This window comes from Paraburkholderia sp. Cpub6 (assembly GCF_014201065.1).
Taxonomy (GTDB): Bacteria; Pseudomonadota; Gammaproteobacteria; order Burkholderiales; family Burkholderiaceae; genus Paraburkholderia; species Paraburkholderia tuberum.
Genome location: NZ_JACHDM010000050.1, coordinates 1 through 15,883 on the forward strand (window position 1 = coordinate 1; position 15,883 = coordinate 15,883).

The following is a 15,883-nucleotide window of genomic DNA, read 5'->3' on the forward strand; positions in this document are numbered from 1 at the left end:
TCCATGCTGGCCTCCGTGTCGGAAATCGCCGGGTGTGGCCCTGTCCACACCGTGCGGCTCTGGCAGCAATGCTAACCCGCGTTTGATTCCTCACGACGGGCCAGCCTTTGCCTCACGGGAGTCATACTGTCTAATGGGTGTCAACGATCTGGCCCACGGTCGGGCTCGCTTCGACGAGATGTCCGCTCCCGCCAACACGCAGCGTTTGCTGCGACGATCATGTAGGGACGCGTATAACGGATCAGTGCGTTTTCAAACCCGCCGCCGCCATGCAGAACTTGATGATCTCGGCGGCGATCAGCACCGTCGAAACGCTTGCAAGCCAGATGACGAAAAGCCATGCAGCGCGCTTCCATAACGGCGAACGCGTTTGCGCTGCGCCATCTCCCGATCCGGGGTGCGCCATCCTCTGCTCCTCAGTGGTAGCCCTCGCCCACCTTGACCTTGCCGCGGAACACGTAGTAGCTCCACGCGGAATAGCCAAGGATGAACGGCAGGATGAACAGCGCTCCGACGAGCGCGAAGCCCTGGCTCTGCGGCGCGGACGCCGCGTCCCAAAGTGTCACCGACGGCGGAATGATGTGCGGCCACACGCTGATTGCCAGGCCGCTATAGGCGAGAAACACGACCATCAACGTCAGCAGGAATGGCGTCGCCGTCGCTCCGCGCGCGATTTCGCGCAATACCGCGAAGAAGCCGAGCATGACCATCATAGGCACCGGCGCGAAGAAAAGCAGATTGGGCAGGCTGAACCAGCGGCGCGCGATCTCCGGATGCGAGAGAGGCGTCCATACGCTGATGATGACGATCATCGTCAGTAAAGCCCAGGCCAGCTGTCGCGCGAGATCGTGCATCTGACGCTGCAACCGGCCTTCCGTCTTCATGATGAGCCACGTGCAGCCCAGCTGCGCATAGCCGACGATCAACGCTATGCCGCAAAACAGCGGAAACGGCCGCAGCCAGTCCAGCGAACCGCCCGCATAGCCGTTATCGACTACCGGAATGCCGTCGATGAACGCGCCAAGCACGACACCTTGAGAGAAGGTTGCGACCAGCGACCCGCAAATGAACGCTTTGTCCCAGATGTGCCGTTTTGTATCGCGCGCCTTGAAGCGGAACTCGAACGCCACGCCGCGAAAGATCAGCCCCATCAGCATGAAGATAAGCGGCAGGTACAACGCGCTCAGGATCACTGAATAGGCAAGCGGAAACGCGCCGAACAATCCCGCGCCGCCGAGCACCAGCCACGTTTCGTTGCCGTCCCAGACGGGCGCGACCGTGTTCATCATCGCGTCACGCTCTTCTTTGTCCTTGATAAAGGAGAAAAGAATGCCGATTCCGAGGTCAAAGCCGTCCATCACTACGTACATCATCAGCCCAAACGCAATGATCACAGCCCAGATCACAACGAGATCTATTCCCATAGCTCGGTCCCTCAGTGGGTGCTACCGTTGCCATCGTTGTGCGGGCTCTCCGTTGCAGCCGACAGCGGCCGCGCCGGCGTGCGCTGCTGCCCGGCTCCGCCATGCGTCTGCTGCCTGCCTTCGTCGGTGATCGGCCCCTTGCGGACCAATCGCATCATGTACATGATGCCGAGGCTGAACACGAAGAAGTAGACAAGCACGAACAGCACGAGGGTCAATCCCATTTGCGCGGCGTTTTGCGGCGACGATGCATCGGCCGTTCGCATCACGCCGTAGACCACCCACGGTTGCCGGCCCATCTCGGTCGTGATCCAGCCCGCGATCAATGCGATCAGCCCCACCGGACCCATCCACTGAACCAGCGTGAGGAAACCGCGCGATTGATAGAGCCGCCCACGCGCACGCAGCCAGAGACTCCAGAGACCGGCGAGAATCATTAGCAGGCCCATGCCGACCATGATTCGAAAGCTCCAGAACACCACCGTCGAATTCGCTCTGTCGCCCGGTGGAAACTCCTTTAGCGCGGGCACCTGCTTATGAAGACTGTGTGTCAGGATCAAGCTGCCCAGCACCGGGATTTCGATCGCGAAGCGCGTCACCTCCGCCTGCATATCCGGCCAGCCGGCGAGGATGAGCGGCGTCGGTTGCCCCGGCACGTTCTCCCAGTGTCCTTCGATGGCGGCGATTTTCGCGGGCTGGTGTTCCAGCGTGTTCAGACCGTGCGCATCGCCCACCACGGCCTGGATCGGTGCGACGATGAGCGCCATCCACATCGCCATTGAAAGCATCGTGCATATTGCGGGGTTGTCGCGTCCGCGCAGCAGATGCCACGCCGCCGATGAGCCCACGAAAAACGCCGTCGCGAGAAATGCCGCGATGGCCATATGAGCGAGCCTGAACGGAAACGACGGGTTGAAGATCACCGCGAACCAGTCCACCGGTACCGCACGCCCGTTGATGACCTCGTAGCCTTGTGGAGTCTGCATCCAGCTATTCGACGCCAGAATCCAGAACGTCGAGATGAGCGTGCCGATCGCCACCATGACCGTGGAGAAAAAATGCAGCCCTCGTCCGACCCGGTTCCAGCCGAACAGCATCACGCCGAGAAAACCTGCTTCGAGAAAGAAAGCAGTAAGGACCTCGTAGGTCAGCAATGGCCCGGTAATGCCGCCCGCGAAGAACGAGAAGCGGCTCCAGTTCGTGCCGAACTGGTACGCCATCACGATTCCGGAAACTACGCCCATTCCGAAGTTCACCGCGAAGATTTTCGACCAGAAGTGATAGAGATCGCGGTACGCCTCCTTCCCGCTCTTTAACCACATCCCTTCCAGCACCGCGAGAAAACTCGCGAGTCCGATGGTAATGGCGGGAAAGATAATGTGAAAACCGACCGTGAACGCAAACTGCATGCGAGCAAGAACAAGGGCGCTCGAACTGTACATGTCCACCTCCTTGGTCGGGTTCATCGGTGTGCACAGGTGCGATGGTAGCTTATAACAATTCGCCATTACAGCAACGGCGTTTTGTGGTTTTCTGAGGCGCCCCCAATCAAGGTCACCCCACTTACCCAAATGTCTCTCGCTAACCGTCAGCTATCACGCCGCTTTGGCGAGCAAAGCGCGCCCGACCCTTGATCCGTTCGGCTTTCCGAGTGCACGGCTGATGAAGTCACCAGCTGTCAAGATCGCGTCGATATCGATTCCGGTCTCGACGCCGAGCCCGTTGAGCATATAAAGCACATCCTCCGTTGCAACATTGCCCGTCGCGCCCTTTGCGTACGGGCATCCCCCTAGACGGCGCTGTCAGCTTGGTGGGTAGGCGGCGGTAGAATGAGGCGGTGAAAAAAACGAAATCGCTTTATCATGGCCACCGCTTCCCTGCTGTCGTGATCAGCTGCGCGGTTCGCTGGTATTTCCGGTTCAGCCTGAGCCTGCGCGACATCTAGGAGTTGTTGCTCGAGCGCGGCGTCGTGGTCACGTACGAAACAATCCGTTGCTGGTGCGACAAGCTCGGCGCTGAATTCCCCCAGCGCGCCAAGGCCGTGCAGGCGTGAAACGCGGCGAAGAACTCGACCAGCTGCTTGCGGTTCACCTTCTTACGAAACACGGCCTTTCCGTGCTGGTCCTGACCGTGAAGGTGAAACAAATGCTTGCCCATCGATTCCAACGAGCGTCACGTTCTGCATGATGGCCTCTTCAAAAAAGAAAACGCGCTACAAGCGTAACCCGCGCTCGTGGGGCGGAGGGGGCCATCTCATTATTCCTGACACCTCCCGGGCAGCAGGCCATCAAGTTTCATCTCACGCACGGCCCGGTGCGAAGCGGCATACCCGTCGAGGGCGACCGTCTCCGGTGGCCGGCCCTGAGTTTGATCGCCTTGATGAATAAAGCTTTTGCCGCAGCCACATCGCGCTTTGCCCTGAGCATAAACTCTACCGTCTGGCCGTCCCGATCCACCACCCGATATAGATCGCTATTTGCGCTATAACCCAGCCTATCACCATGAAATCATCCGCTGCGTGACCTGATCGCGAAAAACGAACCGATGCAGTAACGCCCCTGCGACATGCAGGCAGATCAGCGCGAACAGTACCCACGCCAGCACAGCATGCACATCGCCCATTTCGTGGCCGAAGGAAGAGCCGGTCGGCGATAGTGCGGGCAGTGGGATAGCCGCCGAGAGCAGTGTGACGTTCCAGCCACGCGAAGAGGCGCTAATCCAGCCAAGCAGGGGCACGACGATCAGCAGGGCATAAAGCGCAAACTGCGTTAGCGACGAGATGATGCGCAATGGCCGTGCAATCTCGATGTCTGGCGGTCGATGTGAAATACGCCACACGACACGGCACATCATGACTGCGAGCAGCGCCGTGCCCACTAACAGGTGCCCGGCAATCAGGCCGACCGGCTTCGTGTCGCGATGAACGCCCGGCATGGTCCAGCCTAATAAGAATTGGGCAGCGACGAGTGCAGCGATTAACCAGTGAAGAAACCGCGAAATGCCATCGTAACGGGCCGGGACTGACATACTCACCTCGCTGGAAACGAGTGTGGACCGGCTATCGATTCTACGCCAAGCGCAATACCGACAGTCGTACAGTGGGTGGTGCATCGGTCAGTTCGTTCGTTGGCATTCGAATGCAGCGGTATCGATTCCGAAAGGCGGTGGTACTTCAATTCGGCTGCGTGCTGTAGCGCCTGCGACAGTTGGCACCGGTGCATATTTGCCTCTTTTCGGATGCTAGTCCGAGAGGGGCTTGTAGTTCTCGATGACGGTGCCTCAGCCGAACCGGTGTGCGGGTCGTTCCACATGGGGCAAGACGAGACACATATTGAACCGAACGATTCCGTACCGACGTCGCGCTGCGCACCTAGTCCCTGCGGGCCTCGCGGTGGCCTGGCCACCTCAACCAGCTTGTTTCGGTGTTCGCGGGGCCAGCTTGATTATTTGACGAAATCTGTGATCAAGTCTTGGCGGGGACAGCGACACAAGGGTTTGAACCGTTCTTTGTTAGCGACAGCGAGGCAGGTATCAGACCTGACCATGCAAGCAGATTGAAACGTCAGTTGGCCCGGTTGGATGAGGCGCAGTCACCTCAGGATATGAATATGCCGGGCTGGAGGTTGTATCCATTGCACAAGGACCTGGAGGGCCACTTTTCAGTCTGGATCAGTGGAAATTGGCGAGTTACCTTCACTTTCTAAGGAACTGACGCGATCCTGGTCGACTGCCAGGACTACGACTGGGTAATCACCCAATTTCTCGCATTTTCAATCCGCCCATCCGGGCGAAACGCTCAGGGAGGACGTCCTCCCTGAGCTTGGTTTGACCGTCACCCAAGCCGCGGCCCACCTCGGTGTTACGCATGCGGCTCTGTCGCGCGTGCTGAACGGTCATGCCGGCATTTCCCCGAAATGGCTCCACGCCTTGAGGCGTGGCTTGGCGTTGAAATGGGGGTGCGCCGATCTCTGGATTGCAGGGCGGCCCCTGCTCAACCGTGCCTGAATCCGGATTGCCATTCAACGTGTACAGGCAATCAATATTTTTGCGCAGATAAATTCTGGTTATTACGTTTTATGAAATAGACAGTTACAAAATAGGTGTTTACCCTTAATTACTATTTCCTTACACTTGCCTTAAGGGTTGAAAACGAGCACAAGCTTGTAGCGCCCAACCGACAAACCAAGGAGGTAGTAATCATGAGACCCATCGTTAGACTCGCCGCCTTTGTGGCTGCCATGGCCTTCGCTGCTCCGATTACGGTTTTTGCCGCAGCAAATGTCGGAGCAAACCATCCACTGACCCGCGCGGAAGTCCGTGAGCAACTGGTCGAGATCGAAGCGGCCGGTTACAACCCGGCCCGTGCGAACCCGCGCGAATATCCGGCGGACGTCCAGGCTGCTGAAGCCAGGGTTGCTGCGCAACACGCGGGCACACCCGGCGTGAGCGGCAGTCATCCAGTGACCGTCGTGGCAGTCAGTGAAGACGTGATTGAGATCGAAAGCGCTGGCGACACGTCCGGAGTGGGCGGCGTCGTAAGCGGCTCGTCCGCAGCGGGCGGCCATGCCTACACGAGCGAGGCAGCTCGCACCGGTCCGGGCTCGGTCTACTTCGGTCACTAACCGGCTGACAGGCGACTGACCGACCGTCTGCCTGTCTTGCCATAAAAGTGCGCAGAAACACTGCGCACCCGCATCTACACCAACTGGCTCGCCATCAAGATAACCTCAGGTGGCGGGCCAGTGTCCTATCCGGACCTCTCCCTCCAGACGGTTCAATGTGGCGACGCACCGGCGCAGCCAAGCGCGGTATGGCTGACGACGCAATTGCAATCACTGCGCTCAGCACGCGTCGACGAGACCGCAAAACCTGCACCCGCAGGACCAAAGCGGTCGTAAGATTCTTCGAGTGTCCGATGCGGAGGCTTCGCCTCAGATAACATTGCAGCGAAGCAAGATGTGGCATCCAATTGAGTTTGCCGGTCGTCCTCGGCCCGTTCGCGATGAAACTACTTCCAAAGCCACTGAACACCCGCCTGCAACTACGCAAGAAACTGCGTCGCGCCAGTGGCTTTCAAATCGCCATTGCTCATCGTCTGCGACAGCTTAACGTCGAGGATTGGCGCACGGTAACTACCGGGCAAAGCTTTTATTTTTCGCCTGAATACCTGCAAATGATTGAAATGGCAGGTCCGGCCAATCTCGAGCCGCGCTACGCCTTGATCTCGGATGACGACGGACCGCTGGCCACAGTCTGCATGCAAATCGTCCAGGTGAGCCTCGAGCACCTTGGTGAACCAGGCAAGCGCAAACTCAAAGTGCCACTCAAAGAGCGAATTCTTGTCTGCGGCAACCTGCTTAGTTACGGGCAGCACGGCGTTTGTTTCGCGCCCGGCAGCACTCCTGCAGAACTGTGGCCCGCCGTGGCGGAGGCACTCTATCGTACCCGCCGATGCGAAAAGCTGGATGGTCAGACCAACGTGATTTTGGTTAAGGACATTCTGGAGGCCGACAAAGCACCCAGTGCCTGCCTCGGAAAACTCAGCTATTCTGCCGTCGAAACCGAGCCCAACATGGTGCTGACGCTACCCGAAGGCGTCCATACCCACGATGACTATCTTGCCAGCCTTGCTTCCAAGTACCGCAATGCCGTCAAGTCCCAGATCTACAAACCGTTCGATGCGGCTGGATTCCGGATCGAACGCCTTGAGAAGGTGGCCTCGGTTGCCGGACATCTGCAAGATCTTTACCTGCAGACCCGCACCAATGCGAGCTTGCGCCCGTTTATGCTGGATCAGGAATACTGGCCAGCTTTAGCGCTAGCTGCCGGCGCGCGTATCGCTTTCCACGTCGCAGTTAAGGGTAGCCATATTTATGGCTTCGTTGTCACGCTCAAGGATGCGGAGACGGCGGTCGTCTGGCACATCGGTTTCGATCGCGAAGCAGCCGCCAATGGTGTGCCGCTTTATCTGCGCCTTCTGCATGCGTCACTGACGCAGGCAATTGATTTCCGTTGCCGACGCGTCTCTTTCGGCAGAACGGCGCTCGCACCCAAAGCGCGCATTGGCTGTCAGCCGCAGCCGATGCAGATTTGGGTGCGCCACCGCCAGCCTCTGCTAAACCAGGCCATCAGCCCTTGGCTGCGACTGATCCAGCACGAAGAGGCGCCGGAATGTTCTCCTTTCAAAAAAACCACGAACCACTCTGAAGAGCTTTGAGATTCATATAGCCGTACATGGACTCCCACCTATGAGCAAGATCGGTGCGCATTTTGAAGGTCTCGAATGCGTCTGTACATTCGGCCTTTGATGTGCCTGCCATCAGTAAGCGCGCGATTTCGCACACCTAGCTTGCGCTGTTGAGAATGCTCACGATTGCGTCCGCAACCTCACTTTGCGGACGCAATCCATGACAGAAGATGACCTCAGCTTTTTGCCCCTACGCGTGACGCGTGTTGGTGCCGGCGGCAAGCGAAGCTTCGATCCAACGGACAAACGACGACTCGTCGAAGCCTGTCTGCGGCCAGGCGCTTCGCTATCGGGCCTCGCCCTTAAGGCTGGTGTGAACGCCAACCAGCCGCATAAATGGGTCCAGACGCGTGAACAGTGCCGGCCCCCAGTCAGGCACGACCTGCCGGTCGCATCGTCAGCGTTTGTGCCGGTTGTCGCAATCGACGAGCCAACAGCGTTGCTGGCGCCCGCGTCGCACCGCGCCACCGGAGCAGAATCATCCTGCGTTTCGCCACGCTCAACACGAGTGGCACGGCTGTCGGCTCAGTTGCCTAACGGCGTGAAGCTTGAGCTCGAATGTTCAGCAGACGACGTGGCAATCGTCAATGCCGTGGTTGCTGCATTGGGAGCGCGTTGATGTTCCGCTTCGACGCGGACCTGACGGTCTTCCTGCATCGCGAACCGATCGACTTCCGCGCCGGCATCAACAGCCTCGTGACGCTCTTCGAGCTGTCCATGCAGCTCGATCCGTTTGCACGCGCCGTGTTCGCCTTCCACAACCGCAAACGCAACCGGGTCAAACTGCTGTTCTACGATCGCAACCGTTTCTGGATGATGTTGAGGCGCCTCGAGGAAGACCACTTCGTATGGCCACGCCGGCAGCAGACCGTCGTCAAGCTGACGAGCGAGCAGTTGCACTGGCTCCTGGAGGGCATCGGCATTGATGCTGTACGCCGCCATCCGGTACGGTCGTACCATCTGTCAATGCCGCCCGTAATTTCCCCATTCATTTGCGTACTCCTCTCGGAAAACGGGTGTCGGAATCCTCGTTTTACTCCAGGAGACTTACTTCCGCGGCCCCTCCATAGTATCTAGGCAAGCTCTGGCACCACGGTGAACAAATCGCCAACGAGGCCGTAATCGGCGACGCTGAAAATCGGCGCTTCTTCTGGATCGCGACGATGACCTTCGAGTCCTTCATGTCGGCCAGATGCTGAATCGCGCCTCAAATGCCGACCGCAACATACAGTTGCGGCGCGACGATCTTGCCGGTCTGGCCGACCTGATCGTCGTTCGGCACGACGCCCGCATCAACGGCTGTGCGCGAGACGCCGAGCGCCGCACCGAGCTTGCCGCCAGCGGTTCCGGCACCTTCGTGTAGTTCTCGCCGCTGCCCAGACCCGGTCACCCGACACGATGATCGTGGCAAGTCGGCAAGATCGGCGTCACCATGGACTGAACCGGCGACCGGCGCGAAGGACGACGAAAGCCCGTCGGCGCTTTCGTCGTGCGCGAAACCCGCTTGCGCAGCGGCGTTTCGCGTTACGCGTTGCGTTCAGCAGAGCGGCGTCACCACTTCCACTGTGCGCCGGCCAGTACGCCGTAGTCGTGCTCCTTCGAGCCGGCGTTGGCCGCAACTCGCGCATACAACGTCGACAGCCGGGTCCGTCGCCAATCCGCGCCGATGCTCACATGCGCGATGTCGCGGCTTGTCGGCGAGCCGAAGACCTGCCACGTTGCATCGGGTGCATTAACGAACGTCGCCGCAAGCGCCTGCGTCGTGCCGCCGAAGCGATGCTCCCACGCGACGCCCATGCGCCAGTCGAGCGTGCGCCCGAACAGGCTGCCCGCGTTGCTCGTAAAGCGCAAGCCCACGACCGACGACACCGCATTGCTCTTTGCGGCCTCGTAGTCGAGGTCGACGTCGCCGCCGCCATGCTCGGCAAAGCCCTGTTGCATATAGTGGCCCGCGCGCACGCCGATATACGGCTGCCAGTTGCCCCAGGCGAACGGGACGCTCAGCCCGGATTCCAGATACGCCGACACCGCCGATGTATGGAACGTGCCGTCAGCGGTGCCGCCGAGCACGCCGACCGTCGCCGTACGCGTGAGGTCGTTGTCCCAGTACCCTGCGGCGACGAGACCGTTGACGTAAAACGGCGCCGACGCCGGACGCCAGCCGCCGTACACGAGCGCCTGTGCACCGTCGCTGCGCGCATTTGCGGAGCGGCCGCTGAACTGGATCGTGTCGTCGTTCAGCGCGACGGCGGCGCCGAGTCGCACCGTGCTCGTAACCGCGCGGTCGTAACCCACCGTCACGCGTGCGGAGTGCTCGCTGTACGCGCCGGCACCGAGTCCATCGTCACCCGACTGGTGCGCGTGGCTGTAGTCCGCACTCGCCCACAGGTGGTTGTGCGTATCGGCTGCCGCCGAGGTGTCGACGAGGCGCTGCGCGACCATGTCCTGCACCTGCCCGACGCGCCGCTCCGCGACCTGGCGGAATACGGCAGCCTCGTCGCCGGCGAGCTGCGTGAGCGCGGCGCCCGCCTGAGCGTCGGATGCCGTCAACAGCGCAGACGTCACCGCGTTGCCGCCCGCCGCATCGATGCGTGTCAGTGCATTGGCCACCTGTGCCTGGTTCACCGTGTGGGCCGCGGCCGCAAAGCCCGCAGACCGGAACGCCGCGTTCTCGTTCAAGGTGAGCGTGACCGCGCCCGCCGTATACGATAACGAAGGATTCAGATACGCGAAGTTCGCATTCACCGTCGTGAACGCGCCGCTCTCCGAGCCCGTGTACGTCAGGATTGTGTAGCGCGCGCCGGCCGAATAGCTACCCGGTTGCGCGGTCAGCACGAGCGTCGTGCCGTCCGCGATCTGCAGACTACCGACCACGGTCGTCACGCCCGAAAGCCCGGCCGCGTTTACCGTCACGTTGTACGTCGAGCCGTGTGCGAAGCTGAGGTCGCCCTGCACCGCAAGACCGACGCCAGGCGTTGCGGCGGCGAGCGTCGCGCCCCCGCCGACCATCAGCGCAGACGCGACCGTGCCGCTGCCGCTCACGCTCGCGCCGGTCTGCAGTGTAAGGTTCGCGACGGTGCCGTCGACCAGCACGGATCCCGACGACACAGTCGTGTCCTGCGCGTAGCCGCCTGCTTCGATCTGCTGGAGGCCGCCACCGGTGACGAGCGTCCCGCTCGCCGAACCGCCGGACAGCACGAGCTGCGTGCCGCCAGCGAGCGTCGTCGAAACGGCACTGCCCGCGGCATCGACCTGCTGCAGCCCGCCCGCGCCGACGCGCGTGCCCGACGCGAGGCCGCCGACCGCCACTTCCTGTGTGCCGCCTCTGTTCACGACGGTGTCGTATGCATAGCCTTCGGTAGCACCGTCGACGTACTGCAGGCCCGCACTGTTGACCGTCGTTGCATACGCGATGCCGCCGGCGAATACCGACTGCTTACCGCTTGCGTTGACCACGGTACCCGACGCGACGCCGCCGGACGACACGTTCTGTGCGCCGCCCGCGTTCACGACCGTATCCACCGCGGAGCCGGCGGCGAGCACCGTCTGCGTGCCGCCTGCGAGCGTCGTCGACACCGCGCTGCCCGCCGCGTCGACCTGCTGGAAGCCGCCTGCGTTCACGCGGGTGCCCGACGCATAGCCGCCAAGCGCAACTTCCTGCAGGCCGCCGTTGTTGACGATGGTGCCGTACGCGTCTCCGTCGACGGACTGCAGGCCACCGCTATTGACGATGGTGGCGTACGCTGCGCCGCCCGGGAACACCGACTGCGTGCCGCGCGCGTTGACGACGGTGCCGGACGCCACGCCGCCGGACGACACGTTCTGCTCGCCTGCGCCGTTCACGACCGCATCCAGCGCCGATCCGCCGGCCAGCACTGTTTGCAGGCCGCTCGCGTACACCAGCGTCGAGCGTGCGATGCCGCCGGACGACACTCGCTCTTCGCCTGCGCTGTTCACGACGGTGCCGCTCGTCTGCCCGCCCGCACCTACCGTGAGCAGTCCGCCGTTCAATGTCGTGTCGGTTGCGAGCCCGGCCGCGCCGACCTGCGTCTGTCCGCCCGAGATCACCGTCGAGCTGGACGCCGAGCCCGATGTCACCGTCTGCACTGCACCGGAGGACACCAGCACACCGCTCACCGCGCCCCCGGAAACCACGTTCTGCACGCCGCCGGAACGAATCGTCGCGCCGACGACCGTCGCGCCCGCTACGACGTCCTGCGTGCCGCCGCTGCTCACGACCGTGCTGATCGCCGTGCCGCCCGACGACACCCACTGCGTGGCGCCATCGTGGACGGTAGTGCCGACGGCAGAGCCGCCGGCGAGCACGTCCTGTTCGCCGCCCGACGCGACGGTGGACGAGATCGCGGTGCCGCCGGACGACACGTATTGGGTAGCGCCCACGCCCAGTTGCGAGCCGACCGCCGAACCGCCGGCGAGTACGGTCTGCGTGCCGCTGGTGACGGACGTCTGCACCGCTGTTCCGCCGTCGCCGACGACCTGTGCGCCGCCTGCCGACACCACGGTGTCCGACGTCGATGCGCCGGCGCTGACGGTCTCGCTGCCGCCCGCATGGACGACGGTCCCCGACGCGCTCGCGCCAGAAGTCACGTCCTGCACGCCGCCCGAATAGACCTGCGTATTGAGCGCCGAACCGCCCGCCACCGACTGCGTGCCGCCGCTGTTCACCGTCGTTGCGCTCGCGGCGCCGCCGGCCGACACGCACTCTTGCCCGCCGCTGCCGACAATCGTGTCTACCGAACTGCCGCCCAGCAGCACGCTCAGCGACCCGCCGTTTTCGAGCAGCACCGACGACGCGACGCCGCCCGAAATCGAGAAACTGCCGGACGCGTTGGTGCCGCTGTCGATCTCGTCGCCGGTCGAAGCGGTCAGGCTGGCGCCCGACGCCATGATGATCTGGCTGTTGCTCACAACGACAGGGTCGATCACGCTGCCGCCCGAGCTTACAGTGAGCGCGCCGTCGTGGACGAGCTCCGTCACGTACGCTGTTCCGCCGGACGACACCGTGACGGCGCCGCCGCTCACGAGCGTGCGGCTCGTGTAGCCGCCGTCGAGCACGTTCTGCGTACCGCCGCTGAACACGACTGTCCGGAATGCGATGCCGCCGGAAGACACCGTCTGTACCGCGCCCTGGTTCAGTTCGGTATAGCTCGTGTAGCCGCCTGACAGCACCTTTTGAGCACCCCAGACGAACGCATCGCCTACGGTGCCGCCCGACGCAACGATCTGCGCGCCGTAGACGACGGTCTGCTCGCTCGAGCCGCCGGCCGAGACCACTTCCATGCCGCCGCTGCTGACCCATGCGCTGCTGGCCACGCCGCCCGACTGCACGTATTCCGTGCCGCCGCTGCCGACCCGCGTATTCAGCGAACTCCCGCCCGCGGTGACCGTCAGCGAACCGCCGTTCTCGACCATTACCGCGCTCGCCACGCCGCCGACGATAGAGAACGTGCCGACGGCGTTCGTGCCGGATACGATCGCGTCGTCGGTCGTCGCGATCAGCGCGCCGCCCGAATCGATGGTGAACGTCGCGCCGCTCGCAACGTTGAAATGAAAGGCGCTCCCGCCGGTGCCGACGCTCGCCACGCTGCCGCTCGCGAGATTCGCGCCGACGACCTGGCCGCCGGAAGAAACCAGCACTTCGCTACCGGAAGTGAACATGGATCCGTAATTGGTGCCGGCCCCCGTGACGTACAACGTCGCGCCGGACAGGAACGTGTCGTCGTCCCATGAATCGGGCAGCGTCGCATGATAGCCCCCGGCGCCGACGGTCCCGTTTGCGTGCGCTGGCGTCACCATCAACGCGAACTGCGCGACAGGCACCGGCAGCGAGCCGAGCAGCCACGTGATCAGCCGAGATGCACGGACCTTTCGTAACCCGAAACGACGCATGCCGAATATGCGTCGGCAAGTCAACGGTCTCATTTTTCCCCTTCTTTTTATGTTGTTTACTTCTTCGTTATTCCGCGACTTCAGGTCTGCTTACCGAACCCCGGTATGCGCCGGATCGTCTGCCTGACCTGCTCGGTGGTGATGAGCCGCGTGCATTCGAACTGGCGCGGCGTGCCCGCATGACGCGGACACCATAAAAAATCCTTGTGATCGAAACGCGCGCGCACGTCGTTCCAGCAGCTGTTGCAGGTGTGGAAATTGATGATGCGATACGGCGTCGCGAATTCGTTGAGCGGATGCGTGAAGCCGCTGATCATCACGACCGGCGTGCCGACGGCCCATGCAAGCCACGACAGCCCGCTCGACAAGCCGATGAAAAAATCGGCGTGCTTGAGCCAGTGCGCGCGCTCCGCGAGAGGACGGTCCCCGGTTTCGTCTTCGACCCCGTGCGGCAGGTGATTCCACACAAGGCCGGTGCCGTGCGTCGCTTTCTGGTCGATGCACACGACACGGTAGCCATGCTCCTTCAGAAACCGGACGATCTCCCGCCATCCGTGCGGATGGTTCCAGTATTTCGCCTGCGTCGAACTCTGTACCGCTACGCAGACATAGCGTTCCGCAATTGGGCGTCCGTCGTCGGGGACGTCGATCTGCGGCGGCGTTTCGGCCGGATCGACGCCGAGGATGTACGCGGCCGTGCGATGCAGGCCCACCAGCTGAAAGTCAGTCGGCTGGTGCACGAACGCCTGATCGCCGAAAAAGAGTCCAATCCGGTAAGTCGCATAGAAACGCTCGGGCTCGACTTCATCGGGCGTGATGAATTCAATCTCGGGATAGCACGCGTGAAACAGCGGGATCACGAGCGGCCCCATCGAACAGGTCAGGCGGCAGCCATGCTCGCGCTGAAACTTCACCGCATACGGAAACCAGCCGATGATGTCGCCGAGCGTGCCGACCGGAAACTCGATCAGCACATCACGCCCGCGCGCATCGAAACGATGCTCGAAAACCCGCTTGCCTCCGCTGTCGACCTCGATCGAGAACGGCACGAAGTATTTTTTGCTGCTCGCGACGGAGCCCGCTGCGAAGGTGGTCTCGAACAGCAGATTACCGGTGGCGGTGTCGGAAAGGCGTACCGTCCATGAGCCCATGTCGCTCGCTGGCAGCACCACGCGCGCGCCGTCGTTGAAATCGAAGCGGACGCCATGCGCGGCGCACTGCGTAGGCTGCGCCGCAGGCAACCGAAACGTGATGCTGGTCGACGATGACTGCACTTCTGCGGGCGCAGACGCGGCTGCGTCGGCTGCCGCGTTTTCTGCTGCAGGTGAGCTGCTCACGCTGGCGGGCGCACTGCCGCCCCTCTCCGACGCCGCTTGCCCCGACTGGTGTTCCAATGCCATTGTTATTCCCCGAAAACTGCGCCCGCAACAGCCGGCGCGCGCGAGACTGAAACACCCGCGTGCAGGTAAGCGGTCAAAGCGTTTTTTAAGCCGCTAATTATAGGGGGTGTGGCGGCAGCGGTCACCAGCGGGTATCTGCATTGCGGATTGCACTACTCGTGGAGAGTGACACGCTGATGAAAAAACAGAAGTCCGAAGTCCGCGCGCATCTTCGTGCGAATGGCCATTCGAATGACCGTTCCGGTAGCTTCGTGTAAATATGACGGTCAACTTCAAAAACGGATCGATGCCGGATCGGGCCAAATGCTGGCGTATCGCACAGACGAACGCTTCTGACGTGCAGCACGCGTTCATAGGCCTCCTCGCCGCGCAGGCGTTTACACACGCGGACGCGGGCCGCGAGGACCTCGGGCGACTCGTGCGCTGTTCCGAGCAGGATCTTCTTTTCACATCTGCTGTGACCAGGGCCAATGTTAGCCGACGCGCGATGTCGGTCGGCGCGCTGTGTCCGTTTAGCTGTGTGTCTAGTGCCATTCGGCGAAAGAGCTTCAATGTCACTTCATGGCCGCGCGGTGACATCCGGGTCAGTCCTCGATCTTGAAGTTGACCCAGAAAAACGGACATCTATCCTTTGGAGAAGGAGGTGCCGATTATGGGCAAGCATCGTACCCCGTACCCGGCGGAATTTCGGGCACAAATGGTCGGGCTGGTGAAGGCCGGACGCAGGCCGGAGGAACTGGAAAAGGAGTTCGAGCCGACTGCACAGACCATCTACAACTGGGTGGCGCAGGCTGATCGCGACACAGGTGTGCGGCATGACGGTCTGACCACAGCCGAACGGCAGGAGCTCACTCGGTTGCGTCGTGAAGTCCGGCAACTGAAGATGGAGCGCGACATCCTCT

General features: G+C 61.9%; 12 protein-coding genes and 6 pseudogenes. 8 read left to right on the forward strand and 10 right to left on the reverse strand.

Features of this window, described 5'->3' with window-relative positions:
- Positions 1-241: 241 nt before the first annotated feature.
- The 4 genes and pseudogenes from HDG33_RS35575 to HDG33_RS35590 all read right to left on the reverse strand — a co-directional run.
- Positions 242-406 carry a DUF2474 domain-containing protein gene (locus HDG33_RS35575; RefSeq protein WP_184040744.1) on the reverse strand — a complete coding sequence of 55 codons (165 nt, stop codon included), beginning with the start codon at positions 404-406 and terminating at the stop codon, positions 242-244.
- A 10-nt stretch (positions 407-416) separates the two neighbouring features.
- On the reverse strand, positions 417-1,424 hold the full coding sequence (gene cydB / locus HDG33_RS35580) for a cytochrome d ubiquinol oxidase subunit II (RefSeq protein WP_184040747.1): 1,008 nt from the start codon (positions 1,422-1,424) through the stop codon (positions 417-419).
- 11 nt (positions 1,425-1,435) lie between these two features.
- Positions 1,436-2,866 (reverse strand): cytochrome ubiquinol oxidase subunit I, encoded by a 1,431-nt coding sequence (locus HDG33_RS35585; protein WP_184040750.1) that lies wholly within the window; start codon positions 2,864-2,866, stop codon positions 1,436-1,438.
- A gap of 153 nt (positions 2,867-3,019) precedes the next feature.
- Positions 3,020-3,217, reverse strand: a pseudogene (locus HDG33_RS35590) (hydroxymethylglutaryl-CoA lyase); the annotation flags it as partial.
- A 44-nt stretch (positions 3,218-3,261) separates the two neighbouring features.
- Here HDG33_RS35590 and HDG33_RS38530 point away from each other — a divergent pair.
- Positions 3,262-3,471: pseudogene (locus HDG33_RS38530) on the forward strand (IS6 family transposase); the annotation flags it as partial.
- On the opposite strand, the pseudogene HDG33_RS35600 reads toward HDG33_RS38530, so the two are convergent.
- The 3 genes and pseudogenes from HDG33_RS35600 to HDG33_RS35610 form a co-directional block, all read right to left on the reverse strand.
- A pseudogene (locus HDG33_RS35600) lies at positions 3,465-3,609 on the reverse strand (IS110 family transposase); the annotation flags it as partial. The pseudogenes HDG33_RS38530 and HDG33_RS35600 overlap by 7 nt on opposite strands.
- An 89-nt stretch (positions 3,610-3,698) precedes the next feature.
- Positions 3,699-3,892 (reverse strand): annotated as a pseudogene (locus HDG33_RS38535) (DDE-type integrase/transposase/recombinase); the annotation flags it as partial.
- A 28-nt stretch (positions 3,893-3,920) separates the two neighbouring features.
- Entirely contained in the window at positions 3,921-4,451 is a 531-nt protein-coding gene (locus HDG33_RS35610) for a cytochrome b (protein ID WP_184040753.1), read from the reverse strand.
- Between the two features lie 443 nt (positions 4,452-4,894).
- Here HDG33_RS35610 and HDG33_RS35615 point away from each other — a divergent pair, with 443 nt between their 5' ends.
- From HDG33_RS35615 to tnpB, 6 genes and pseudogenes are all read left to right on the forward strand, one after another.
- A complete protein-coding gene (locus HDG33_RS35615) occupies positions 4,895-5,128 on the forward strand; it encodes a type II toxin-antitoxin system RelE/ParE family toxin (protein WP_184040756.1) in 234 nt (77 codons plus the stop codon).
- 53 nt (positions 5,129-5,181) lie between these two features.
- Positions 5,182-5,402: pseudogene (locus HDG33_RS35620) on the forward strand (HigA family addiction module antitoxin); the annotation flags it as partial.
- Positions 5,403-5,623: 221 nt separating this feature from the next.
- Complete coding sequence (locus tag HDG33_RS35625; protein WP_184040759.1) at positions 5,624-6,046, forward strand: DUF4148 domain-containing protein; 423 nt, start codon at positions 5,624-5,626, stop codon at positions 6,044-6,046.
- Between the two features lie 380 nt (positions 6,047-6,426).
- Complete coding sequence (locus HDG33_RS35630; RefSeq protein WP_184040762.1) at positions 6,427-7,641, forward strand: GNAT family N-acetyltransferase; 1,215 nt, start codon at positions 6,427-6,429, stop codon at positions 7,639-7,641.
- A 190-nt stretch (positions 7,642-7,831) separates the two neighbouring features.
- Positions 7,832-8,290 (forward strand): IS66-like element accessory protein TnpA, encoded by a 459-nt coding sequence (tnpA, locus tag HDG33_RS35635; RefSeq protein WP_184040764.1) that lies wholly within the window; start codon positions 7,832-7,834, stop codon positions 8,288-8,290.
- The gene (gene tnpB, locus HDG33_RS35640; RefSeq protein ID WP_184040767.1) at positions 8,290-8,748 is read left to right on the forward strand and encodes an IS66 family insertion sequence element accessory protein TnpB; all 459 of its coding nucleotides are present in this window, start codon (positions 8,290-8,292) and stop codon (positions 8,746-8,748) included. Before tnpA ends, tnpB begins: the two co-directional genes overlap by 1 nt.
- On the opposite strand, the pseudogene HDG33_RS35645 reads toward tnpB, so the two are convergent.
- The 3 genes and pseudogenes from HDG33_RS35645 to HDG33_RS35655 all read right to left on the reverse strand — a co-directional run.
- Positions 8,745-9,054 (reverse strand): annotated as a pseudogene (locus HDG33_RS35645) (FAD-binding protein); the annotation flags it as partial. The gene tnpB and the pseudogene HDG33_RS35645 sit on opposite strands and share 4 nt — an antisense overlap.
- A gap of 168 nt (positions 9,055-9,222) precedes the next feature.
- Positions 9,223-13,614, reverse strand: coding sequence for an AIDA repeat-containing protein (locus tag HDG33_RS35650; RefSeq protein ID WP_184040786.1), 4,392 nt, complete (start codon positions 13,612-13,614; stop codon positions 9,223-9,225).
- A 47-nt stretch (positions 13,615-13,661) separates the two neighbouring features.
- Positions 13,662-14,981: an autotransporter strand-loop-strand O-heptosyltransferase gene (locus HDG33_RS35655; RefSeq protein WP_184040789.1), complete on the reverse strand. Its 1,320-nt coding sequence runs from the start codon at positions 14,979-14,981 to the stop codon at positions 13,662-13,664.
- Between the two features lie 652 nt (positions 14,982-15,633).
- Between HDG33_RS35655 and HDG33_RS35660 the strand changes: the two genes are divergently transcribed.
- Positions 15,634-15,883, forward strand: a 250-nt coding sequence (locus HDG33_RS35660) for a transposase (RefSeq protein ID WP_184040792.1), incomplete at its 3' end; no start/stop codon positions are given.